This window comes from Bradyrhizobium sp. SOJA106 (assembly GCF_059448745.1).
The window spans coordinates 3318169-3340363 of sequence record NZ_CM182549.1 but is presented as its reverse complement, the minus strand read 5'-3'; the positions used below and the strand labels follow the sequence as shown (position 1 = coordinate 3340363).

The window sequence follows — 22195 nt, the reverse complement described above, 5'->3', positions numbered from 1 at the left end:
TGCAGATCCTGCGAGACCATGCGGAACCGGTACCATCTTAGTAGGCGCGCGCGAAGTCACCTTCCTGCTTGATGTCGGTGAATACCGGAAAACGCGCCTTCCATGCCGTGCCCTTGGCCGTGGTCAGCCGGTTGAGCCGCTCCAGCACGCCGAGGCCATCCCTGCGCAGGCTTGCGGAGACTGCCGCGCGATCCGGGAAATACTTCAGGACGGCATCGAGCCAGATGGTCCGGCCCGCCAGGAAGCCGCTTGCGCCTGCGGCATAGGAGTAGTCGAGCACACGCTCGAACTTTTCAGGCGCCGCACCGCCCGACAGCAGTACCCAGGGAATGCTCCGTTCGCGGCAGATATCGCCGATCGCATCGAACTTCTTCTGCGCGGACTTCGCCTCGGCGCTGCCGTCGCGGGCCGGCAGACCGTCGGCCGCAAGCGGGCTCTCCAGCTTAAGCAGATCGACACCATATTCCGGCTTGGCAAACTCGCGAACGCTGTCGATGACGAGACCCGGCAGCTTGCCCGGCGATTCCACGTAGTCGGCGGTGTGGTTGGCACTGCCAAGGAACGGATAGACCAGCAGTTCGAGGACATAGGGAATGTCATGGCGGGCGCAGTCCTGCCCGATCTCCCGCACGAAGCGCTTCTGGTGCTCGTTCACCGCGGCATCGGCGTCCGGCCGGTACCAGGCCAGCACCTTGACGGCGTCACCGCCCATGGCGCGGATCTTCTCCACGCTCCAATTGGTGATCGCGCGCGACTTCCGGCCGCCAGCGGTCTCCTCGACGCGATGCTCTTCCAGAGTCATGATCAAGCCGCATCGCGGCGGTAACAGGTCGATCGCGGCGGGCACCGCAAAATTCGGGTCGAACAACATCGAGCTGCAATACGGCGCGAGGTTCTCGACGAGGAGGCGCTTGGCCGCCGTGACGTCGGAATATTCGACTTGTTCGCGTGTGATGCCTTTGGCTTTCGCGATGGCATCGAACAGTGGCGGCCGCTGATCTAGCGCGACCATGCGAAAGTGGCCATCCGCGTCAGCAAGTCGTGCCAGGCCGCGGTTCTTTCCAATCGTTCTCATGCCTTCGTCCTCATGAATACAAGACACTCGTTGATATCGGGGATTCCGTTGCGGCCGCCGGCGTGGCGGCATTTGAGGGCAGCCGTGGCTGCCGAGAACGCCATGGCGGCGCCCACATCGAGGCCGGCGCCGACCGCCAGTGCATAGGCGCCATGGAAGACGTCACCCGCGCCTGTTGTGTCGACGACGTCGACGGCGAAGGCCGCCTGCCATTGCAGCTGGCCGTTCTCGTACCAGCTCACGCCATCCTCGCCACGTGTCACGGCGATAACGGTACAGCCGAAGCGCGCCAAAGCTGCGAGAGATTCATCTTCGGCGGAGCCAGCAAAGGAGGCGAGCGCAGGCTCGGAGAAGATCGCATGATCGGTCAACGGCAACAGCCGCTCGAACACCTCTGCATCGGCCATATCGCCGTCAAGCACCGTCGGGATGCCACGCGCCCGCGCCTCCCCGAACAACGTGGCGGCGCCCTCGGCCCAGCGCGGATCGGCCAGCACGGACGATGCGCGCGCCACGGTTTCGAGCGGAAGCCAGTCCGCGGCCTCCGGATAGAGGCCACGGAAATTGACGATCTGTCGCTCGCCTGCGCTGTCGACGATGATCCCGGAAACCGACGAGCGTCCATCAGGAAACAGCCGGAAATTCTCGACGTCGACGCCTTCAGCGATGAAGGCCGACTTCATTTCTTTGCCGGCGGCATCGTTCCCTGCCCGCCCCCAGAACGCGACAGAGGCGCCGAGCTTTGCCACTGCCACACTCGCATTGGCCGCCATACCGCCGCCGAGCGTGCCGTAGGCGACGGCCTTGATTTTCTCGCTTCCGCCCGCGAACGGCCGATCGACGCGCCAGACCTGGTCGAGCGCGGACAGCCCGAGGCAGATCACGTGCACGGGTCTCGCCCTGGACGCGACGTCCGCCAGCGCGGAGAGATCATCCATGTTGGCCGATGCGTTCACCGCAGGACCTGTCCATTGGCCGCATCGAACAGATGCGTCTTGCCCGGCCGCGGACGCAGACTGATGCGATCGCCGACCTTCGGCCGCAGCGACGGATCGACCCGCGCGATCGCGGGGCCGCCGGCGAGATCGAAATGAATCAGCGTGTCCGAGCCGAGCGGCTCGACCAGCTTGACGTTGATCGCAATGCCATCGGTAGCAACGGCAAAATGTTCAGGGCGAATGCCCAACACGGCGTTGCCGGCCTTGCTCAGGCGGCTTGCGGTCTCGCCGTCCAGCGGCACCACCATTCCACCTTGCGAAAGGATTGCGCGCTCCTGGCGCCACGCCACCGGGAAGAAGTTCATCGCGGGCGAGCCGATGAAACCGGCGACGAACTGGTTGGCCGGCCGCTCGTAGACCATCTCGGGCGTGTCATATTGCTGGATCGTGCCGCTCTGGAGCACCACGATCCGGTCGGCCATGGTCATGGCCTCGATCTGGTCGTGGGTGACGAAGACCATGGTGGTCTTCAGCTCCTGCGACAGCGCCTTGATCTCGGTGCGCACCTGCCCGCGCAGCTTGGCGTCGAGATTGGACAGCGGCTCGTCGAACAGGAACGCCTTGGGGTTACGCACGATGGCGCGGCCCATGGCGACGCGCTGGCGCTGACCGCCGGAGAGCTCCCTCGGCTTACGATGGAGATAAGGCTCGATGTGGAGCAGCGCGGCAGCGCGCTTCACGCGGGCATCGATCTCCGCCTTCGGCGTACCGCGCAGCTCCAGCGCAAACGACATGTTGTCGTAGACCTTCATGTGCGGATAGAGCGCGTAGTCCTGGAACACCATGGCGATATCGCGCTGCGCGGCCTGGACGCCGTTGACGCGCTTGTCGCCGATATAGAGGTCGCCGGACGAGATCGGTTCAAGACCCGCGATGATGCGCAGCAAGGTCGACTTGCCGCAGCCGGACGGGCCGACAAAGACGACGAACTCATGATCCGCGATCTCCAGATTGAGATCGGGAATGACGGTGAAATTGCCGTAGCGCTTGACGAGATTGCGGATCGAGATCGAGGCCATGATCGCTCAGTCCAGCGCCAGCACGGGCTTGATCAGTTCGCCCTTGGCGAAGCGGGCGAAATTTTCGGGCAAGGCCTTAAGGCCGAACTCGCCGTCGACCAGGACGCGATATTCGTCCTTGTACTTGCGCAGCAGCTCGACATTCGGCTCGAACTCCGAGACCGGAAAATAGAAGGTCCGGATCATGTAGAAGTCCTTGCGGCGGAAGACCTTGCCCTCCTCGATGGTCCAGGGCGCAGCGTTCTCGCCCACCAGCACCAGCGCGCCGCGCGGCAAGACCAGATCGATGCCGAGGTTGCGCGCCGCATGGGCCCCCGAGCATTCCATGATGAGGGCAAAGCGCTTGGAGGTCGCGCCGACCGGGTGCGCCGTCGCGCCGAAGGACTGCGCGATCTTCAGCCGCGCCGCGTTGGGATCGGCGACGTAGATGTCGCTATAGCCGAGCGCGCGGAGCGCCAGCACCACGCCGAGGCCCACCGGCCCCGCCCCCATGACGAGGACCGGACCTGCCTCACGCGCTGGCACCACGCGACTGACGAAGCGCACGGCGTGGCCTGACGTGCCGATGGTGTCGAGCAGCAGCGGCGCGAGACTATCCTCGATATCATCGGGTACCGGCAGCAGGCAGTTCTCCGGCACCGGCACGTATTCGGCATAGCCGCCCGGCCTGTTCCAGCCGATCAGGCTGGAGACTTCCAGGCACATCTGGGTGTCGCCGCGCTCGCACGCGGCGCAATGACCGCAATGAAGCGGGATATAAACGGCACAGCGGCGGCCATGCAGCCGGTGACCAGGCTGCTCGACCACGCCGAAAATCTCGTGACCTGCGGTGAACTCGGCGCCCTTGTGCCAGAGCTTGAAGTCCGAGCCGCACAGCGCGGTGCGCGAGACGCGCACCAGCACCTCGCCGGTTCCGACTTCGGGCATCGCGACGCGCTCGATGGTGATGCGGTCGTTGCCGTGGAAGACCGCAGCCTGCATGATCGCATTCGGACGGGGTGATACGTTCATCAGATACCTAGCCTTTCACCGCGCCGAGCGTCAGTCCGGACACCAGCCAGCGCTGAACCAGGGCCGCCAACACCAGTGGCGGCAACGCGATCAGCGTCGCCGCGGCCATGAGGGCGCCCCATTGCGTCGAGCCTTCGCCGATGAAGTTGAAGGCCGCCGCGATCAGCGTCTTGGTGTCGCCGTTCGAGAGCACCAGCGCAAACAGGAAGTAGTTCCACGAGAACACGAAGGCGAGGATCGCCGAGACGGCGACGCCGGATGCCACCAGCGGCAGCGCGATGCGCCAGAGGAGGCGCGTGACGCTGCATCCGTCGACCTGCGCCGCCTCGAACACACTGCGTGGAATGCCGTCGAACGACGGCAGCAACACCCAGATCACGATCGGCAGCGTGATCACGGCATGGCTGAGGATCAGCGCGGTGTAGGAGCCGATCATGCCGACTTGCCGGAACATGACGTACCACGGCAGCAGGAACAGCGTGCCCGGCGCCATGCGCGCGGCGAGCGTCAGGATTGCCGGCCACGAGATGCGCGTCCACGAGACGGCGAAAGCGGCCGGAATTCCGAACAATAGTCCCAGCGCGGTCGAGCCGACTGTGACGATGAGGCTGTTGAGCGCATAGCTCAGGAACGGCGTGGTCTTGGTCAACTCGACGTAGTTCTCCAGCGTCGGCCTGAAGATCAGCGTCGGCGGATATGCGGTGACCTCGAAGGAAGGCTTGAACGAGGACAGCACCATCCAGACCGTCGGCGCCATGATGAGCACGCCGGCGAGCACGAGCTGGATCGTGTTGAGCCAGCGGATCCAGCGATCGGTGGTGGCTGCACCGGTCATGGGGTCACCACGCCACCGCGCCGCGCAGGCGGTTGAAGGCTAGCACGGCGCCGAACACGATCGCCGTCAGCGTCAGCATCAGGGCGCTGGCATAGCCGATGTTGAAGAATTCGAATCCGACGCGGAAGCCGTAGATATTGAGTGTATTCGAGGCGTTGCCGGGGCCGCCCTGGGTGGTGATGTAAATGATGTCGAAGAAGCGCAGCAGATCGACGCTGCGCAGAATCGCCGCGGTGACGATGGTCGGCAGCAGCAGCGGCAGCGTGATGCGCTGGAACGTCTTGAACGGGGATGCGCCGTCGATCTGCGCGGCCTCGTAGACACTCGGCGGCAGCGACTGCAATCCACCCAGCACGATCAGGGCGACGTAAGGCGTCCACTGCCAGCTATCGATCAGTGCCACGGTCGGAATCACCCATATCGGCGAGGCCAGCCAGTCCGACGGCGGCAAGCCAAACAGCTGAAGGATATAATTGGCGGCGCCCAGCGACGGATCGAGAATCACCAGCCACATCATCCCAGCCACGACCGGCGGCATCATGAAGGGCGAGATGAACAGCGAGCGCACGATGCCCGGCAGGCGCTTGGCGTGGAACAGCACCAGCGCCAGCCAGACGCCGAAGACGAGTTGGAGCACCAGCGACAGCAAGTAAAGCGCGATGGTGACCCACAGCCCGTGCCAGAACTCGTAGTCTGAGATCAGCTTCGAGTAATTGGCGAGCCCCGCGAACGACTGCTTGCCGGTCGAGGAGAAATTCTGGAAGCCGAGCCAGATCGTATAGACGACCGGAAACGCAATCATCGCGAGCGTGAAGATCACGGCCGGCGCCGAGAGCGCCGCCATCTCCAGCTTCTGCCGGTCCTGCCTGAGTGCCGCAGCCGTGTCCGACATGCGTTGGTGTCCTCGATCGAATTGGGTGCCGGCAGGCCGCTGGCCTGCCGGCGAGAAGCCGTTAGTTCAGTGCGATCAGTGCATCGAGCGCCTTGTCGGCATCCGCGCAGGCCTGGTCGATCGGCTTCTGCTTCAGGATCAGATCCTGCACGGCCTGCCCGATGAACTCGCGCGATTGCGGATTGGCGACGATGGGATAGCCGACTTCGGACGAGCCCTTGGTGGCCAGCACGTCGAGCGCGGCCTGCCATTCCTTCCGCACCGGCTCCTCCTCGATCCACTTGCGATATTCAGGATCGTTGGCGACGGACGGACGCGGCGGCGCAATGCCCTGGAGCGCCATCTTCTTCTGCACCTCGGGGCTAGTCGCCCACTGCACGAAGTACCAGGCCGCATCCGGCTGCTTGCTGTGCGAGGACACTGCCATGCCCCAGCCGATCGTGGTCGGCACCTGCCCAGCCTCGCCCGCCGGGAACGGCAGCAGACCGGTGTCCTTCAGGCGCGCGCCGCCTTCCATCACGGTACGCAGCTCGTTGGACGATTCGAACGCCATCGCGGCGCGACCGCTGCGATAGAGCGCGGAGATCTGCTGGAAGCTGTAGTTGACGACGCCGGGCGGACCGAAATCGCGCAGCAGCCGGCTATAGGTGTCGAGGGCTTCCTTGCCTTTGGCCGAGCAGAGGTTCGACTTGCCGCCAGCGATGTACGTGCCGCCGATATTGTGCAGCATATTGCTGAAGGTGTAGGCGACCGCCGGCTTGAGGCCGCGCGAGACGAAGGGCGTCACCGCGCTGTCGCAGGTCTTGATCTTCTCGGCGGCAGCCTCGACGTCCTTGATCGTTTTCGGCGCATCGAGGCCACACTTCTTGAAGATGTCCGTGCGGTAATAGAAGATCGGCCCTTCGAGATTCATGGGCATGCTGGTGAGCTTGCCATTGAACGTAGCCGCCTTGAGCAGCGCCTGGCTCAGCCCGGCAGGGTCGTAATCCTTGGCAACCTCATTCCTGGCCATCGCGGTGAGATCGGCGTACCAGCCGGCGGCGGCGAACTGCTCGCCCTCGCGTGAGGGTAGCGTCATGAACACGTCGACCTCGTCGCTGTTCGCATTCATGACAGTGACCAGACGCTGGCGCATCTGCTGTTCCTGATAGCCGTCGACCTTGAGCGTCATGCCGGTCAGCTTCTCGAAATCGGCCTTGTAGGTCAGCAGCGCCTGCGCGACCGGATTGTTATTGGCGAGAAAGGTGACGGTCTTGCCCTTGAACTTCATCCAGTCGAAATCGGCGGCGTGCGCCTGCGCGCTGGCGGCAATCGCGAGAACGGGCAACGCGACATGCGTCGCAAGCATCCTGGCCTTCATCGAACTCTCCTCCCGGCGAGCCGCCTTAAGCTGGCGGACCATTTTGACTATGGCATGAAAACGGTTACAATTTACGCTCCGCCAACGCCGTGTCAAGCAATGGACAAGCTCTGCAATCTGCGACGAATATGCGACATTATCCGCTATCAACCGGCGATCCGAGCCGAGATGTAACGTTACATACATGGGACTAACCAGCGCCAAGTCTGTGAAGCAGGGCATCCGCGCCGTGGCGGCCCGCGCCGGCGTCTCGACGGCATCGGTCTCGCGCGCGCTCAATAATCCCGATGCGGTGAGCCCGCCCCTGCGCGCGCGCATCGAGCAGGCCATCGACGCGCTCGGCTACATCCCGCATGCGCCGGCTCGCATCCTCTCGTCGCGCCGTTCACGTACCCTTGGCGCGATCGTGCCGACGATCGACAACACGATGTTCGCGCGCGGTATTGCCTCGCTTCAGCAGTATCTCTCCTCGGTCGGATACATGCTATTCCTCACCACCAGCGGCTACGATCTCGACGTCGAATTGCAGCAGGCGCGCAATCTGATCAGCCGCGGCGTCGACGGCCTCGTGCTACGCGGCGATTGCCATCACGACGGATTGCGCAAGCTGCTCGCGGACAACGCGGTGCCTTTCATCAATGTCGGCATCTACCAGCCTGACCGTCCTTACCCTTGCGTCGGCACCGACAACGAAGCGGCCGCCCATCGCGCCGCCGCACATGTCATCGAACTCGGTCATCGCCGCATCGGGATCGTCTCGGCGCTTCAGCGCAACAATGACCGCGCCAGCGCCCGCGTCGCCGGCTTTCGCCGCGCGCTCGCCGAGAATGGCATCGAGCTTCCCCCGCAATGGCACGTCGAGGTGCCCTATACGCTCGACGACGCCCGCGAGGCGGCCCGCTATCTCCTCAATCTCAAGGATCGCCCGACGGCCCTGGTGTGCGGCAACGACGTCATCGCCTATGGCGTGCTGCTGGAGGCGGAGCGCGACGGCTTTTCCGTGCCCCGCGATCTGTCGGTGGTCGGTTTCGACGACCTTGACTGGAGCCGCCATTTGCGGCCGAGCCTGACCACGATCCACGTCCCGACGGGGGAAACCTGGCAGCGCGCCGGCGAATATCTGGTCCGGAGCCTCGCCGGCGAGCAGACCATCATGCACCGCGAGATCGACTTCTCGCTGGTGGTCCGTGAATCGACCGGCCCCGCCTCCGAAATCCCTGAAGTGAGACAACCCCAATGACTTCGAATTTCTCCCTCGCACCCGGCTTTCATGCCGTCGTGATCGGCGGAGCCGGCGACATCGGCGCGGCGATCAGCAACCAGTTTTGCGACCTCGGCGCGACGGTCACAGCAACCGGTGCCAACGATGCCGATCTTGCCCGCATCCTGCTCAACCCACGCGCTGGCCTCACGCTTGCGACTCTCGATGTCACCGACGATGCGGCCATCGCGTCATTCGCCGGACAGCACAAGCGCGTCGACGCGCTGGTCAATTGCGCCGGCATTCTTGCACGCGACAAGGAATTCGAGATCGAGACATTCATGAAGGTGCTCGATGTCAATCTCACCGGTACGTTCCGGACCTGCATGGCGTTCCATGCGCTGCTCGCGGAGAGCAAGGGTTCGATCGTCAACATCGCCTCGATGAATGCGATGCTGGCGCTGCCGCGAATCCCCGCCTATTGCGCCAGCAAGGGTGGCGTCGTGATGCTGACCAAGGCACTCGCCCTCAAATGGGCGGAGGAAGGTATCCGCGTCAACGCGGTGGCACCTGGCTACATCGAAACCGCAATCAACGCCGCCGGCCGCACCGATCGCGCACATTATCAGCGCATCGCCGATCGCACCGCCTTCAAGCGCTGGGGACAACCGGAGGACATCGCCGGCGCGGTCGCATTCCTCTGCATGCCAGCGTCGCAGTATGCGACGGGTACGGTGGTCGCGGTGGACGGCGGATTTCTTGCGGGATGACCGAGACGCGACGCGGCCCGCTTCGCACCAATTGCGCCGCCTTATCTCCCGTTCAGATGAACGGCTTTCCGCCGGTGACGGCCAGGGTCGCGCCTGAGGTGTAGCTCGAGAGCGGATCGGCTAACATGACATAGGCCGTTGCGAGCTCGGCCGGCTGGCCGGCGCGCTGCATCGGCACCTGCTTGCCGAAATTCTTCACTGTCTCTTCCGGCATGGTCGAGGGGATCAGCGGCGTCCAGATCGGGCCCGGCGCGACTGCGTTGACCCGAATGCCCTTCCCGGCCAGCATCTGGGCGAGGCCGCCCGTAAAGTTCTGAATGGCCCCTTTCGTCGTGGCATAGGCGAGCAGGCTCGGGTTAGGCATGTCGGAATTCACCGAGGCCGTGTTGATGATCGCAGCTCCCGGGCGCATGTGGGGTACGGCGGCCTTGGTCAGATAGAACATGGCATGAATGTTGGTCTCGAACGTCCGCTGCCACTCTTCGTCGCTGATCTCCTCGAGGTCCTTGAACGTGGCCTGATGCGCGGCATTGTTGACGAGGATGTCTATCCCGCCAAGGTCCTCGACCGTACGACGCACGATGGACCGGCAGTGATCGGGACTGCGGATATCGCCCGGGATCAGGACGATCTTGCGGCCCTCCCGCTCCACCAGCGCCTTGACCTCGGCCGCATCCTCGTCCTCGTTCAGATAGGCGATGGCGATGTCCGCGCCTTCACGGGCATAGGCGATCGCGACCGCGCGGCCGATCCCGCTGTCGCCGCCTGTGATGATCGCCCTCTTTCCGGCGAGGCGCCCGGCGCCCTTGTAACTCTCCTCGCCGTGATCCGGCCGGGGATCCATCGCACGCGTTGAACCAGGCATCGGTTGCTGCTGCGAAGGGAAAGGAGGCTTTGGGTATTCAGTCATCGAACCGCTCCGGGAATCTACTCCCGCTAACGGAAGGCTTGCGCAAGAGTTCCTAGCCTTGCAGGAACCTCTCGGCCGCAGAGACATTGCCGCAACGGAACATCGGCATGTCGGGAAATGACTATGTCGGAAGCGGCTGCGCGCGCTCGCGCGCGGAATCCCGCGCTTGTCGCTACGCTGAAGCAGGCATCATGACTCCGACACATCGTTCACCGATCTCTTTCCGTGAGATCCCATTGCTGGCCGTGACCATCGCGGTCGTCTTCATCATGGGACTGGCGCTCCTCGCTGGCGGTGCCTGGCTCGCAGCCCTTGGCGGTTCCGCCTACTATCTCCTCGCGGGGGCCATGCTTCTGCTCACCGGCTGGCTGCTCGCGCGCCGTCGTGCCGAGGCTCTCTGGGTCTATGCCGCGCTGCTTGCCGCCACCATGGCGTGGGCGATCTGGGAAGCCGGATTCGATTTCTGGTCGCTGGCCCCGCGCGGCGACGTGCTTGCGCCGCTCGGCCTATGGCTGTTGCTCCCCTTCGTTGCCTCCCGCCTCGGTCCCCGCTTGCGAGCGGCGCGATGGGCGCTCGGTCTCGTCCTTGTCGTTGCAGCCGTCGTACTCCGTATTTCGCTGACGAGCGACCGCCGCGATCTTGCCGGCACGATCCCCGGGAACGACACGACCGGCGCCATTGCCTCTTCCTCACCGGCCAGCGCAGCCGAGAACTGGACCGCCTATGGCGGCAGCGGCTTCGGGACGCGATATTCCTCGCTGAGCGAGATCACCAGGGACAATGTAAAGGATCTGACCCTGGCCTGGGAATTTCGCACCGGTGACCACAAAGGGCCGGATGATCCCGACGAGATCACCAACCAGGCGACGCCGCTCAAGGTCGGCGATCTTCTCTACACCTGCTCTCCGCATCAGATCGTATTTGCCCTGGAGGCTGCGACCGGAAAACTGCATTGGAAGTTCGACCCGCAGGTCCAGCACAATAAGACCTTCCAGCACATGACCTGCCGCGGCGTGTCTTATCACGCAACAAAACCGGGCGCCGTGACGGCCGACGGTGCGCCTGCGCCGGCCGATTGTGCCCAGCGCATTTTCATTCCGACCAATGACGGACGCATGTTTGCGCTGGACGCACAGAGCGGAAAGCCTTGCGAGAGTTTCGGCAATCACGGGCAGATCGACCTCAAGGAAGGAAGCGAGATCCAGACCCTCGGCTTCTACGAGGGAACCTCACCGCCCGTCGTCACCGACAAGGTCCTGATCGTCGGTGGCGCCGTCATCGACAATTATTCCGATCGCGTGCCATCGGGCGTGATCCGCGGCTTCGACGTCTATTCCGGGCGGCTGATCTGGGCGTTCGACGCCGGCAATACCGACCCCAACGAGATGCCCTCGGCGTCGCATCAATTCACCGCGGGCTCTCCCAACTCCTGGAGCATTTCCGCGGTCGACGAGAGCCTCGGGCTCGTTTACGTGCCGCTCGGCTCGAGCTCGCCGGACATCTGGGGCGGCGGACGTTCGCCCGAAAACGAGCGTTACGATTCGGCTCTAATCGCGCTCGATATCATGACGGGGAAGCTGCGCTGGTCGTTCCAGAACGTGCACCACGATCTCTGGGACATGGACATGCCATCGCAGCCGAGCCTGGTCGATCTGCGTTCGAATGGCAGCGTGACGCCGGCGATCTACATTCCGGCCAAGACCGGCGACATCTTCGTGCTCGACCGCCGCGACGGGCATCAGTTGGTGCCCGCACCGGAGAAGCCAGTGCCGCAAGGACCCGCACCGGGCGACCGGCTGTCGCCGACGCAGCCCTTCTCGCAATTGAGCTTCCGCCCGCCCGGCATGCTGACCGACGCGCAGATGTGGGGGAGCACGACGTTTGACCAGCTGGCCTGCCGCATCAAGTTCAAGCGCCTGCGCTATGAGGGCCCGTTCACGCCGCCGTCAGAACAGGGCACCCTGGTCTTCCCGGGCGACTTCGGCATGTTCGAATGGGGCGGCATTGCCGTCGATCCCGAACGTCAGATCGCGATCGCGAACCCGCAATCGATCCCGTTCGTCTCCCGCCTCGTTCCGCGTGGAAAGGACAACCCGGCCGCGCCGAACGCGGCGCATCCGCCGGGCACCGAACTCGGCGTGCAGCCGATGTACGGTGCCCCCTATGGCGTCGATCTCGGCATCTTCCTTTCGCCGCTCGGCATCCCCTGCCTCGCGCCGCCCTGGGGCAATATCGCGGCCATCGACCTGAGAACGCACAAGGTGATCTGGCAACATCGCATCGGCACGATCCGCGATCAGGCGCCGCTGCCGCTGCCATTCAAGCTCGGTGTCCCCATGCTGGGCGGCCCGATCGTGACCGCGGGTGGCGTCGTCTTCATCACGGGAACGATGGATGACTACATCCGCGCTTTCGACGTCCGCGATGGCAAGCAGCTCTGGCAGGACCGCCTTCCCGCCGGCGGCCAGTCGACGCCGATGACCTATGAGGCCGGCGGCAAGCAATACGTCGTCACGGTCGACGGCGGCCACGGCTCGTTCGGCACCAAGCTCGGCGATTACGTCCGCGCCTATGCGCTGCCGGAACGACATTAGCTGGCGATCTCAGCCCTCAGAACGACCCGAACATCGCCCCCGGTATCAGCACGGCGACCAGCGCGATCATGCAACTGACGATCACGGTCATCACCATGTCGAGATAGCTTTCCCGGTGGGTGAGACCGCTGATCGGCAACAGCAGAAGCACGGTGCCGTTGTGGCGAAGCGCGTCCAGGGTGCCGGCGCTCATTGTCGTGACACGATGCATCAATTCTGGAGCGAGGTGATGCTCCGTCACCAGGCGCATGAGATCGTCGACCAGACACCGGACACGGCGCCGATGGTCGTTCCGCCCCACTGCTCGGCCGACAGGAACGAAAAATCGAGTCGGGGGAATACGACCAGCGACATCGGGAAGTTCGTGCCGATCACGACGACCAGGGCAACACGGCGAGCGCGAATCCAGGCCCGCTTTCAGTGGGCTACGACGAGCCGGCACGGAGGCCTCCGAACCAGGCGCCGAAATAACCGGCATAGAGCGCCGGCCGTTCGAGGTTCATCGAATGGCCGATGCCGGGGACCACCACCAGACGGCAATCTGGCATCGCCTCGGCCATGGTGCGGAGATCGGCCGGTGCAATCCAGCCGTCCCACTCGCCCCACAATACGAGATGCGGATGCCGGATCTCCGGCATGCGCCGCTCCAGCTCGCGGCTCTCCTTCTCGCGCGTCAAGTTGACCGGCGTTCCGATCCAGATCCCCTCCGACACGCCGAAGGTCTGCTCGATGATCCGGTCGAACAGCACCTGGATCTCGCCGAGCCCCTCGCGAAATCGCGGGACCATGTTCGGCGCCATGCTCTCCGGCTCGAACAGCGACGAGGCGGCGGTCGCCATCACAGACCGTGTCCGCTCCTTGCTCGCCATCATCGCCCTGAACGACCCAATCTGCTCGGCATTGAAGGCCACGCCGAGCGGCGTCACCGGATCGAGCGCGAAGACGCGGCCAAAGCGCTGCGGCTGCATCAACAGCATGCGCGCGGCGATGATGCCGCCGGTCGAATGGGTCGCAAGGTGGCAGTAGCCGATATCGAGCGCATCGAGCGCCGCCAGCATGTCCTCGGCGTGCTGTTGCATGGAGTAGTTGGCGTAGTCCGGCGCGGGCTTGGGGCGATCGCTGTCACCGCAACCGCGCCAGTCGATTGCGATGACGCGCAGGCCGGTCGGAAACAAGGGCGCAGCGAGCTCGATCCAGTCCTTGCTGGCGAGATTGCCGTGGATGAAGACGACCGTGACGTCGCCTTGCCCCCACTCCCGCCAGCCGAGTTGCACATCTCCCGCCTGCACTCTCGGCATGGGCAGGTCCTACTTGTTGAGACCGGCCGTCGGCGCCGCGCCGGGCGGCGTGGGCGCCAGCGGCAAGGCCGATGCCACCGCGCCCTTGATCATGCGGTCGGTGCCGAGCGGCGATGAGGTGTCGACAGTTCCGTTGATCACGAAGTCGACGACATCGGCGGAATATTCCACGGGGTTGTCGGTGTGGATGAAGTGCCCCGTCTCCGGATAGATCTTGAGCATCGGCCGATTGCCCGCCTTCGTCATTCGCGTCATGAACGGCGTGATGACATCGCGGCCAAGGTCGGTCAGCCCGTTGAATGCGGGGGTCGGGATAAACGGCTCCTTGTCGCCGAACGCGAGGAAGATCGGCGCCTTGATCTGGATAACCCGCTCATAGAGATTCTTGGGATCATCCTGCTGCAGCTCCGCGCCGATGGTGTAGATGTCGAAGATGAAGACGTTGCACCACTGCTCGAGCTCCTTCGGGTTGCCCTTGGTGAGCCCGACGCGCTGCTCGGTGTGAAGGCGGGCATATTCGCTGTCGCTGAAGAAGTAGCCGCTCTTCGCCGCCGACACCGCGCCGGTGCCGGGGTCACGCTTCTTGAAATAGAAGAAGTCGCGGATGTTCAGCTCGTCACGCGCTTTTTCCGCGGCGAGGATGCCGGTCTGGTCCCAGACCTGCTTCCACTTGTCGAAGTCGCGGCCGAGGGTCGGATCGAACAGCGGCGCCTTCTTGTCTTTCGCAATGGTGATCTCGCGCGGATATTCCTCGAGGCCCGATGGCGCTTCGAGGGCGAGGCCCTGCACCGCATCCGGCCAGGTCAGGGCATAGCCCACGACGAACTGGCCGCCGAGCGAATGGCCGAGATAGTAGGCCTTCTTGACGCCGAGCTGGTTGACGACGAGGTCGTAGATCACCTCGCGCATGTCCTGCATCGTGCGGGCCGGGCTCTTGTCGAGATTGCCGGGCCCCGACATGCCGTAATGCGGCAGGTCGGGCACGATCACGCGCAGGCCGCTGTGCAGCGCGTATTGCATGATGTTGCCGTAGTGGCCGCCGAACGCGCCCTTACCGTGGATGATGACGAGCACCTTCGGATCCTTGTCGGCGCCGGCATACTCGTCCATGTAGCCGATTTCCCAGGAGTTGCCGCTCTTGTCCTTGGCGCTGGCGAATTTGACCGGATAGGGATAGGTCACATACGCCTTCCAGAACGACTTCTTGGGATCGATGTTCTCGGCGACGCCAGGCACGCGGTAATTCCTGTCGACGAATTTCTGCGCGCGATCGAGCGCGGCCACGTCGTCCATGAAGGCGACGAACTTCGGATCGTTCTTGCGCTGGTTGATGATGGGGAACACGCCGTAATGCGCGACCGGGCTCTCCTGCGCGATCAGGTCGGCCCCGGGCACGCGATCGACAGCCTTCTGCGCCAGCTTGAAGTTGAGCCAGAGGTCGTTGGTGATGTGCATCACCAGCGTGCGGGCCTGGATGCGGCCGAGATACGGGTTGATATTGTGCGTCTCGCCGACCCGGTTGCGCCAGACGAGGTCGACGGCATCATAGAGCTTGGCGCGGTTGGTGACGTTCAATCCCGCCTTCTCGTTCGGTGGGTCCCAATAGAAGATCTCCGGCTGCACGGCCGCCCAGTTCTGGGTCGTGCGGAAGGCAAAGTCGTAACCGGTCATGCCGAGGATCGACCAGCCGAACGCAACGCCCGGGACCGGATGCTTCTCCTTGGGCAGCTTGTAGTAGTCGCCGTTGGTGGACTGCCAGACGGGATCGGACTGGATCGCCGCCGTCATCATCTGAAACGTCCAGTTGCCGACGGGGTCGTCACCATCCGATTGCGTGGTGCCGCCGATCGGCATCAGGGCGTTGATGTATTCCGGATGCATCACGCCCCAGACATAAGTCTGCGTGCCGCCCATGGAGACGCCGGTCACCAGCGCGATGCGCGCGACCTTCAGCTCGTCACGCAGCAGGCGGTAATTCGCCTGCACCATGTCGTAGTAGCTGTACTGCGGAAACTTGACGCCGAGTCCGTCCGACGGCTTGCTGGCGCCCCAGGTGCCGAGCGGATCGACCATGATGACGTAATAGCGGTCGGTGTCGATCGGCCGGCCCGGACCGATGATCGGCACGCCGCCCGATAGTGCGGCGCCCTTCACCCATTGCTCGTACATGTCGGTGGAATCGCCGGAATAGTAGGAGTTGATCACGACGGCATTGGTGATCTCGCCGGCCGCGTTACGCCGGGCGTTGCCGATAGCGATGTAGGCGGTGCGCAGCTTGCTGGCGCCGAGCGACTCCAACGTGACGCCGCCCTCGCCGCCGTTCTCCCATTTCGAGGGATCCGACAGATCATACTTGCCGCCAAGGCGGAAGTTGGCGATCTCGTAGGTTTTCTTCAAACCGTCATGCTGCACCTGCGACGAACGCCGCGTGAAGGGTTGTGCGACTGCGAGCGCCGTGCCGACCAGCAGCACGACCAGGCTGATCAAGCAGCGCTTGACGATGTCTCTCGCGATCATGACGCAATCCTCCCACGCGCATTTTGGCGAGACGCTAGGCAGGACGGCCGGGCCAGCTTTGATCTAACTCAATGGAATTTGACTGCCGACGCTTGAGGATCGCGCATCCGAAACCGCCGCCGGCCAGCGCAATGCCCTTCCTCCGTCATGGCTCATACCGGATCCGCTATGAGCTGGACGGGCCGGCGGATGCCCCGGCCTATGTGCTCGTGAACGGGTTGACGCAATATGCCGAGCTCTGGTCGGCCTATCGCGAGGCGCTGCTGGCGCGCGGCTTTCGCGTCGCGACCTTCGACCTGCTCGGCCAGGGCGCCTCCGACAAGCCGACGCTCTTCATCAGCCAGGACGATCAGGTCACCGCGCTGCGCCTCCTGATCGACGAGCTCGGCGACGGCCCGGTCTTCCTGAGCGGTATCAGTTTCGGCGGCCTGATCGCGCTGCGCTACGCCATCGCGCACGGCGAGCGGCTGTCCGGGTTCGTGCCGATGAGCTGCTTCGCCGAGCTCACGCCGCAGCTTCTGCTGCTCGGCAATGCCCTGCGCACCGGACTGATCCTCGGCGGCACGAGCTACCTCCAGGACCTCTTGCTGCCAATGAACCTGTCGGACCAATGGCTGGAGCCGCTGCTGGACAAGCTCGACGGCGTCAAGCGTCAGGGCTGGCTGGTCAACGACGTCTACGCGCTCCAGAACCTGATGGAATCTTTCCTCGACTTCCAGCCGCTCACGCCGCGCCTGTCCGCGATCACGGCTCCGACCATGATCCTCAACGGCGAGTTCGATTTCCTGACACCGCGCAGCCTGCACGAGACCTTGCGCGTCGAGATTCCCAATAGCTCACTGGTCATCGTACCAAAGGCCTATCACGCCTTCACGCTGGAGAAGGGCGCGCTGACGGCCGATCTGCTCGCCCGCTTTGCCGACGACGTGCTGGCCGGGCGCTGGCAAGGCAATCAAGCGGTCTGGATTGCGCCGGACGAGGCCGGTGGCGAGCTCACGCCGTTTCCCCCCGGCTACGATCATCTGCGCGCCATCCCGGTCAAGCGAGCGCTGCCATGAGCGGCTTCCTCGGTCCACTCGATTTCGACAGCCGCATTCCACGGCGGCAGCAGACGCGGGTCGCGGCATTCCTGATCTCGGCGCACGGCGCCCTCGCCCGGCAATTCGCCTTCACTCTGCCGATGAAGCTCGACGCCGCCTGGCAGACCGAGTTGAACGCGCAGTTCTATCGCGAGAGCGAGATCGTCTCGCTGCTGATGCGCGCCACGTCTTGGGTGCCGGATCTTGCCCTGGGATACATGGCCGCATCCTGGGAGACCGCCTGGTTGCCTGCGCCGATCGAGGGGATCGCAGAGCCTCGCCTCGCCCAGGCGGTCCACCTCGCAACACTTGCGCATGCGGTGCATGCTGGCATCCGGCCGGCTGCGTTGCTCCCGGTCGAGGCCAATGCGCAGGACCCGTTCGTCATGGCATTGCGCCGGATCGAGTTCGAGAGCAGCCGTCTGTTGCAGGCGCAGATCCTATTCCTCAAGAGTGAAGTCCTCGCGGCGCATCGGGATGCCGTCAGCGCGGCGCTCGAGCAGCGCCACGCCGGCGTTCGCAGGCTCTGGCGCGAGACGCTCGCAAGCATCGGCGTGGACGCAGCCGGAACGGAATGAACTGAAGCCTTGATGCAGATCAAAGGAGACCAACCAGCCCCCGCCAACATCCACCTGCTGCCGCCCTTTTGCCCATCGCCGGCCGACCGGGAGTTTTAATCATGAAGGCCGTCACCGTCGAAGAAGCCGTTGCGATGATCCCGGCAGGCGCCAGCGTCATGGTTGGCGGCTTCATGGGCGTGGGAACGCCGGAGCGGCTGCTCGACGAGCTCGTGCGGCAGAAGAAGACCGGGTTGACACTGATCTGCAACGACGCTGCGATGCCCGGCAAGGGCGTCGGCAAGCTGTTCGACGCGGCGCTGGTCTCCCGCTTGACCGCGACGCATATCGGTCTCAATCCGAAAGCCCAGCAGCAGATGCTGGCGAACCAGGTCGCGGTCGATCTCGTTCCGCAGGGCACCTTGGTCGAGCGCATCCGCGCGGGCGGATGCGGCCTCGGCGGCGTGCTCACGCCGACCGGCGTCGGCACGCTGGTCGCGGAAGGCAAGCGCCAGATCGAGGTCGACGGCAAACCCTTCCTGCTCGAGACCGCGCTGCGGGCGCAGTTCGCGCTGGTGCACGCCTTCCTCGCCGACTATCTCGGCAACCTCGCCTACGCGCTGACGTCGCGCAACTTCAACCCGATCATGGCGATGGCCGCCGACACCGTCATCGTCACGACCGAGAACATCGTGCCGGTCGGCGTCATCGCGCCCGATCATGTCATGACACCGGCGCCGCTCGTCGACTATCTCATTACCAACGGGTGAGCCATGGATCCGCAGATCATCATCGCCCGGCGCGTCGCCAAGGAGCTGAAGAGCGGCAACCTCGTCAATCTCGGCATCGGCATTCCGACGCTGGTGGCCAATTACGTGCCATCCGAGCTCAAGGTGTTTTTCCAGTCGGAGAACGGCCTGATCGGCACCGGGCCGATCCCCGAGCAAGGGATGGCGCATCCCCTGCTCACAGACGCCGGCGGGCGGCCGATCAGTGCGCTGCCGGGCGCTGCCACCTTCGACAGCGCGATGTCGTTCGGACTGATCCGCGGCGGCCACGTCGATATCACCGTGCTCGGCGGCCTCCAGGTCGACGCGCACGGCCTTCTCGCCAACTGGATGATCCCAGGCAAGATGGTGCCGGGCATGGGCGGCGCCATGGACCTCGTCAGCGGCGCCAAGCGCGTCATCGTCGCCATGCAGCACGCCGCCAAGGGCAAGTCGAAGATCGTCGCGAAATGCTCGCTGCCGCTGACCTCGGCCCGGCCCGTCAACCTGGTCGTGACTGACATGGCCGTGATCGGCTTCCCCGAGGGCAAGGCGACGCTGCTGGAAACCGCGCCTGGCGTCAGCGTCGGCGAGGTCCTGGCGCTGACGGAGGCGGAATTGGCCATTCCCGACAATGTTCCGGAAATGAAGCTCTGAGCAGGCTGACCATGCGGATCTTCAGCGACTTCGACGAGATCAAATCCGCTGTCGGCACCGAGATCGGTGCCAGCGACTGGATCGAGATCACCCAAGAGCGCATCAACCAGTTCGCCGAGGCGACCTGCGACGAGCAATGGATCCATATCGACCAGGAGCGTGCGAGCAAGGAGATGCCCGGCGGCAAGACCATCGCCCACGGCCTGCTCTCGCTCGCCCTGGCGCCGCTGTTCATCCGCTCCGTGATCGGACTGAAGGGCCTGCGCAACACGCTGAACTATGGCGCGGACCGGATCAGGTATCTCGCGCCGGTGCCGGCGGGCTCGAAACTGCGCGGCCGCGTCACGGTCGCCGAAGCCGAGGACGTGCCGCCCGACGGATTGCGCGTCAATTATCACCTCGTGATCGAGATCGAGGGCGGCAAGAAGCCTGCCTGTATCGCCGAGCTGATCGCCCTGCACTACCGCTGAAACAAAATTCGAAAACAACCCCATGCACAGTAGCATGGGGTTGATGGCACAGCCATTTTCTGCTTTAGCTTCTGTTTTGTCGAAATTTCCTTGACCCGTCGGGCAAAACAGTGGCAAAGTGCCATCATCAGCCCGAGCGCCCAGACGGTCCAACCCGGCGTGACCACGCCCGGATGCACGATCAATCGATGATGTGATAGCCACCGTCGATATAGAGCACACCGCCGGTGATCAGCTTGGCGCCGTCGAGCGCAAGGAAGGCGGTGGCGTTGCCGACATCGTCGATGCTGACGAGGCTGCGCGAGGGCGCCTTGGATTGTGCCTTGTCCATCAGCTCGTCGAACTCCGGAATGCCTGAAGCCGCGCGGGTCGCAAGCGGTCCCGGCGAGATCGCGTGTACGCGGATGCCCTTCGGACCGAGTTCAGCAGCAGCATAGCGAACCGAGGCTTCGAGCGCCGCCTTGGCAACACCCATGATGTTGTAGTTCTCGACCACCATCTGGCTGCCGTAATAGGTCATTGTGAACATCGTGCCGCCGTTCTTCATCAGCGGCTCGGCGAGATGCGCCATGCGCAGGAACGACCAGCAGGAGACGTCCATGGTCTTCAGGAAACCATCGCGGCCGACATCGACGACGCGGCCGTGCAAGGCCTCCTTGGGCGAGAAGGCGATGGAATGAAGCAGGAAATCGAGCTGGCCCCACTCTGACTTGATGCGCTCGAACACCGCTTCGGTCTGGCCTTCGACCATGACGTCGAGCGGCATGAAGATCGGCGCATCCAGCGCCTGCGCCAGCGGCTCGACATGCTTCTTGGCGCGGTCGTTCAGATAGGTGACGGCGAGATCGGCGCCGAGTGCCCGGAACGCCCTGGCGCAGCCCCATGCGATCGACTGGTCATTGGCGATGCCGACGACGAGGCCCTTCTTCCCCTTCAGGGCGACCTTGCTATCCGGAAATACTGGGATCATGACACCCTCTCATGTCTGGGATTATGCGAGTGACCGTTCATCAGAAGCGCCAGCGTGTGCTGCGCGATCATCAGCTCCTCATCGGTCGGCACCACGTAAACGGGGATGCGGCTGGTCGCCGCCGAGATCAGCCGCGCATGGCGCGCGTTCTCGGCCGCATCGAGCGCGACGCCGAGCCAGCCGAGCTGCTCCGCCACGCGGGCGCGGATGCCGCTCGAGTTCTCGCCGATGCCGGCGGTGAAGACGAAGGCGTCAAGGCCCTGGAGCGCGGCGGCGAGCATGCCGGCGTTGAGGCCGATGCGATAGACGAAATAGTCTACCGCGAGCTTCGCCTGCGGATCGGGACTGGCCTCCAGCTCGCGCATGTCATTGCTGAGACCGGAGAGACCTTTCAGTCCGCAGTCGCGATAGAGGAAATCCTGCACCTTCGATGCCGTCATCCCCTTCTCGGAGATCAAATACAGCACGACGCCGGGATCGAGCTGGCCGGGACGCGTGCCCATTGGCAACCCGTCAAGCGCGGTGAATCCCATGGTACTCTCGACGCTCGATCCGCCCTTCATCGCGCACATGGATGCGCCGCTGCCGAGATGGGCGACGATCACCCGGCGCTTTGCGATGTCGGGCGCGATCTGCGGCAGGGTCCGCGAGATGTACTCGTAGGACAGCCCGTGAAAGCCGTAGCGCCGAACACCCTCGGTGTGGAGCTGGTGCGGGATGGCGTAATGATCGGCGAGCAGCCCATGCGTGCGGTGAAACGCCGTGTCGAAGCAGGCGACCTGCAACACAGCGGGGAAATTGGCGAGGATCGAACGGATCGGCGCCAGATTGTGCGGCTGATGCAGTGGCGCCAGCGCCACGAAGCGTTCAAGGCGCGCCACCACGCCATGATCGATCAGGACCGGCCGCTCATAGTCCGGCCCGCCATGGACGACGCGGTGTCCGACCGCCAGAGGTTGGATGCGAACCTCGTTCCGCAACCATTCGCCCGCGATCTCCATCGCCGCCGGAACGTCCGCAACGGCCTCGATCGGATAGGCACGGTCGGCCATGGGATCGCCGCCTGCGTCACTCGCCCGCAGACGCGGGCGGCTGCCGATGCCGTCCACCTGGCCCTTGATCAGCCGGCGCAGCGTGCCTTCACCCTCGGCCGCGAAGACCTGGAACTTGACGCTCGACGAGCCGGCGTTGACGACGAGGATGCTGTCCATGGCG

The 22195-nt window shown here is 64.3% G+C and carries 21 protein-coding genes; 8 read left to right on the top strand and 13 right to left on the bottom strand.

Annotated features, from left to right (window positions below):
* Positions 1–37 precede the first annotated feature (37 nt).
* The 7 genes from AC5V87_RS14945 to AC5V87_RS14915 all read right to left on the bottom strand — a co-directional run bounded on the left by AC5V87_RS14945 (position 38) and on the right by AC5V87_RS14915 (position 7190).
* Entirely contained in the window at positions 38–1075 is a 1038-nt protein-coding gene (locus tag AC5V87_RS14945) for a tagatose 1,6-diphosphate aldolase (RefSeq protein ID WP_495371437.1), read from the bottom strand.
* Complete coding sequence (locus tag AC5V87_RS14940) at positions 1072–2031, bottom strand: sugar kinase (RefSeq protein ID WP_495371436.1); 960 nt, start codon at positions 2029–2031, stop codon at positions 1072–1074. Before AC5V87_RS14940 ends, AC5V87_RS14945 begins: the two co-directional genes overlap by 4 nt.
* Entirely contained in the window at positions 2028–3092 is a 1065-nt protein-coding gene (locus tag AC5V87_RS14935) for an ABC transporter ATP-binding protein (protein ID WP_495371435.1), read from the bottom strand. The genes AC5V87_RS14940 and AC5V87_RS14935 overlap by 4 nt, the downstream gene beginning before the upstream one ends.
* Before the next feature lie 6 nt (positions 3093–3098).
* Positions 3099–4103, bottom strand: a complete 1005-nt coding sequence (locus AC5V87_RS14930; protein ID WP_456839366.1) for a zinc-dependent alcohol dehydrogenase family protein — start codon at positions 4101–4103, stop codon at positions 3099–3101.
* A 7-nt stretch (positions 4104–4110) separates the two neighbouring features.
* The gene (locus AC5V87_RS14925) at positions 4111–4938 is read right to left on the bottom strand and encodes a carbohydrate ABC transporter permease (protein WP_456839367.1); all 828 of its coding nucleotides are present in this window, start codon (positions 4936–4938) and stop codon (positions 4111–4113) included.
* A gap of 4 nt (positions 4939–4942) precedes the next feature.
* Positions 4943–5830: a carbohydrate ABC transporter permease gene (locus AC5V87_RS14920; RefSeq protein ID WP_456839368.1), complete on the bottom strand. Its 888-nt coding sequence runs from the start codon at positions 5828–5830 to the stop codon at positions 4943–4945.
* Between the two features lie 61 nt (positions 5831–5891).
* The gene (locus tag AC5V87_RS14915; RefSeq protein WP_456839369.1) at positions 5892–7190 is read right to left on the bottom strand and encodes an ABC transporter substrate-binding protein; all 1299 of its coding nucleotides are present in this window, start codon (positions 7188–7190) and stop codon (positions 5892–5894) included.
* 184 nt (positions 7191–7374) lie between these two features.
* Between AC5V87_RS14915 and AC5V87_RS14910 the strand changes: the two genes are divergently transcribed.
* Together AC5V87_RS14910 and AC5V87_RS14905 are read left to right on the top strand one after the other, a co-directional pair.
* Positions 7375–8430, top strand: a complete 1056-nt coding sequence (locus AC5V87_RS14910) for a LacI family DNA-binding transcriptional regulator (protein WP_495371434.1) — start codon at positions 7375–7377, stop codon at positions 8428–8430.
* Positions 8427–9161 carry an SDR family NAD(P)-dependent oxidoreductase gene (locus AC5V87_RS14905; protein ID WP_495371433.1) on the top strand — a complete coding sequence of 245 codons (735 nt, stop codon included), beginning with the start codon at positions 8427–8429 and terminating at the stop codon, positions 9159–9161. Before AC5V87_RS14910 ends, AC5V87_RS14905 begins: the two co-directional genes overlap by 4 nt.
* 52 nt (positions 9162–9213) lie before the next feature.
* Here AC5V87_RS14905 and AC5V87_RS14900 read toward each other — a convergent pair whose 3' ends face one another.
* A complete protein-coding gene (locus AC5V87_RS14900) occupies positions 9214–10071 on the bottom strand; it encodes an SDR family oxidoreductase (RefSeq protein ID WP_456839372.1) in 858 nt (285 codons plus the stop codon).
* A gap of 269 nt (positions 10072–10340) precedes the next feature.
* Here AC5V87_RS14900 and AC5V87_RS14895 point away from each other — a divergent pair, with 269 nt between their 5' ends.
* Positions 10341–12665, top strand: a complete 2325-nt coding sequence (locus AC5V87_RS14895; protein WP_495371898.1) for a membrane-bound PQQ-dependent dehydrogenase, glucose/quinate/shikimate family — start codon at positions 10341–10343, stop codon at positions 12663–12665.
* A gap of 16 nt (positions 12666–12681) precedes the next feature.
* On the opposite strand, the gene AC5V87_RS14890 is transcribed toward AC5V87_RS14895, so the two are convergent.
* The 3 genes from AC5V87_RS14890 to AC5V87_RS14880 all read right to left on the bottom strand — a co-directional run bounded on the left by AC5V87_RS14890 (position 12682) and on the right by AC5V87_RS14880 (position 16480).
* A complete protein-coding gene (locus AC5V87_RS14890) occupies positions 12682–12915 on the bottom strand; it encodes a hypothetical protein (RefSeq protein ID WP_495371432.1) in 234 nt (77 codons plus the stop codon).
* A 175-nt stretch (positions 12916–13090) separates the two neighbouring features.
* A complete protein-coding gene (locus AC5V87_RS14885) occupies positions 13091–13963 on the bottom strand; it encodes an alpha/beta fold hydrolase (protein ID WP_495371431.1) in 873 nt (290 codons plus the stop codon).
* 9 nt (positions 13964–13972) lie between these two features.
* Positions 13973–16480 carry an alpha/beta hydrolase gene (locus tag AC5V87_RS14880; RefSeq protein WP_495371430.1) on the bottom strand — a complete coding sequence of 836 codons (2508 nt, stop codon included), beginning with the start codon at positions 16478–16480 and terminating at the stop codon, positions 13973–13975.
* 131 nt (positions 16481–16611) lie between these two features.
* On the opposite strand from AC5V87_RS14880, the gene AC5V87_RS14875 reads away from it, so the two are divergent.
* The 5 genes from AC5V87_RS14875 to AC5V87_RS14855 all read left to right on the top strand — a co-directional run bounded on the left by AC5V87_RS14875 (position 16612) and on the right by AC5V87_RS14855 (position 20010).
* Entirely contained in the window at positions 16612–17538 is a 927-nt protein-coding gene (locus AC5V87_RS14875) for an alpha/beta fold hydrolase (protein ID WP_495371429.1), read from the top strand.
* On the top strand, positions 17535–18137 hold the full coding sequence (locus AC5V87_RS14870; RefSeq protein WP_495371428.1) for a hypothetical protein: 603 nt from the start codon (positions 17535–17537) through the stop codon (positions 18135–18137). Before AC5V87_RS14875 ends, AC5V87_RS14870 begins: the two co-directional genes overlap by 4 nt.
* Before the next feature lie 101 nt (positions 18138–18238).
* Positions 18239–18886, top strand: coding sequence for a CoA transferase subunit A (locus tag AC5V87_RS14865; protein ID WP_495371427.1), 648 nt, complete (start codon positions 18239–18241; stop codon positions 18884–18886).
* A 3-nt stretch (positions 18887–18889) separates the two neighbouring features.
* Complete coding sequence (locus tag AC5V87_RS14860) at positions 18890–19540, top strand: 3-oxoacid CoA-transferase subunit B (RefSeq protein WP_495371426.1); 651 nt, start codon at positions 18890–18892, stop codon at positions 19538–19540.
* 11 nt (positions 19541–19551) lie between these two features.
* Positions 19552–20010 carry a MaoC family dehydratase gene (locus AC5V87_RS14855; RefSeq protein ID WP_495371425.1) on the top strand — a complete coding sequence of 153 codons (459 nt, stop codon included), beginning with the start codon at positions 19552–19554 and terminating at the stop codon, positions 20008–20010.
* Positions 20011–20191: 181 nt separating this feature from the next.
* Here AC5V87_RS14855 and fabI read toward each other — a convergent pair whose 3' ends face one another.
* Positions 20192–20980, bottom strand: a complete 789-nt coding sequence (gene fabI / locus AC5V87_RS14850) for an enoyl-ACP reductase FabI (protein WP_495371424.1) — start codon at positions 20978–20980, stop codon at positions 20192–20194.
* Entirely contained in the window at positions 20977–22191 is a 1215-nt protein-coding gene (locus AC5V87_RS14845; protein WP_495371423.1) for an acetate/propionate family kinase, read from the bottom strand. Before AC5V87_RS14845 ends, fabI begins: the two co-directional genes overlap by 4 nt.
* Between the last annotated feature and the right edge of the window lie 4 nt (positions 22192–22195).

Coding starts and splice junctions, on each gene's coding strand:
- AC5V87_RS14890 (WP_495371432.1), bottom strand. CDS start 12,915: ATGCGCCTGGTGACGGAGCATCACCTCGCTCCAGAATTGATGCATCGT.
- AC5V87_RS14945 (WP_495371437.1), bottom strand. CDS start 1,075: ATGAGAACGATTGGAAAGAACCGCGGCCTGGCACGACTTGCTGACGCG.
- AC5V87_RS14855 (WP_495371425.1), top strand. CDS start 19,552: ATGCGGATCTTCAGCGACTTCGACGAGATCAAATCCGCTGTCGGCACC.
- AC5V87_RS14935 (WP_495371435.1), bottom strand. CDS start 3,092: ATGGCCTCGATCTCGATCCGCAATCTCGTCAAGCGCTACGGCAATTTC.
- AC5V87_RS14895 (WP_495371898.1), top strand. CDS start 10,341: ATGGGACTGGCGCTCCTCGCTGGCGGTGCCTGGCTCGCAGCCCTTGGC.
- AC5V87_RS14885 (WP_495371431.1), bottom strand. CDS start 13,963: ATGCCGAGAGTGCAGGCGGGAGATGTGCAACTCGGCTGGCGGGAGTGG.
- AC5V87_RS14920 (WP_456839368.1), bottom strand. CDS start 5,830: ATGTCGGACACGGCTGCGGCACTCAGGCAGGACCGGCAGAAGCTGGAG.
- AC5V87_RS14875 (WP_495371429.1), top strand. CDS start 16,612: ATGCCCTTCCTCCGTCATGGCTCATACCGGATCCGCTATGAGCTGGAC.
- AC5V87_RS14880 (WP_495371430.1), bottom strand. CDS start 16,480: ATGATCGCGAGAGACATCGTCAAGCGCTGCTTGATCAGCCTGGTCGTG.
- AC5V87_RS14910 (WP_495371434.1), top strand. CDS start 7,375: ATGGGACTAACCAGCGCCAAGTCTGTGAAGCAGGGCATCCGCGCCGTG.
- AC5V87_RS14905 (WP_495371433.1), top strand. CDS start 8,427: ATGACTTCGAATTTCTCCCTCGCACCCGGCTTTCATGCCGTCGTGATC.
- AC5V87_RS14870 (WP_495371428.1), top strand. CDS start 17,535: ATGAGCGGCTTCCTCGGTCCACTCGATTTCGACAGCCGCATTCCACGG.
- AC5V87_RS14845 (WP_495371423.1), bottom strand. CDS start 22,191: ATGGACAGCATCCTCGTCGTCAACGCCGGCTCGTCGAGCGTCAAGTTC.
- AC5V87_RS14860 (WP_495371426.1), top strand. CDS start 18,890: ATGGATCCGCAGATCATCATCGCCCGGCGCGTCGCCAAGGAGCTGAAG.
- fabI (WP_495371424.1), bottom strand. CDS start 20,980: ATGATCCCAGTATTTCCGGATAGCAAGGTCGCCCTGAAGGGGAAGAAG.
- AC5V87_RS14930 (WP_456839366.1), bottom strand. CDS start 4,103: ATGAACGTATCACCCCGTCCGAATGCGATCATGCAGGCTGCGGTCTTC.
- AC5V87_RS14865 (WP_495371427.1), top strand. CDS start 18,239: ATGAAGGCCGTCACCGTCGAAGAAGCCGTTGCGATGATCCCGGCAGGC.
- AC5V87_RS14900 (WP_456839372.1), bottom strand. CDS start 10,071: ATGACTGAATACCCAAAGCCTCCTTTCCCTTCGCAGCAGCAACCGATG.
- AC5V87_RS14925 (WP_456839367.1), bottom strand. CDS start 4,938: ATGACCGGTGCAGCCACCACCGATCGCTGGATCCGCTGGCTCAACACG.
- AC5V87_RS14915 (WP_456839369.1), bottom strand. CDS start 7,190: ATGAAGGCCAGGATGCTTGCGACGCATGTCGCGTTGCCCGTTCTCGCG.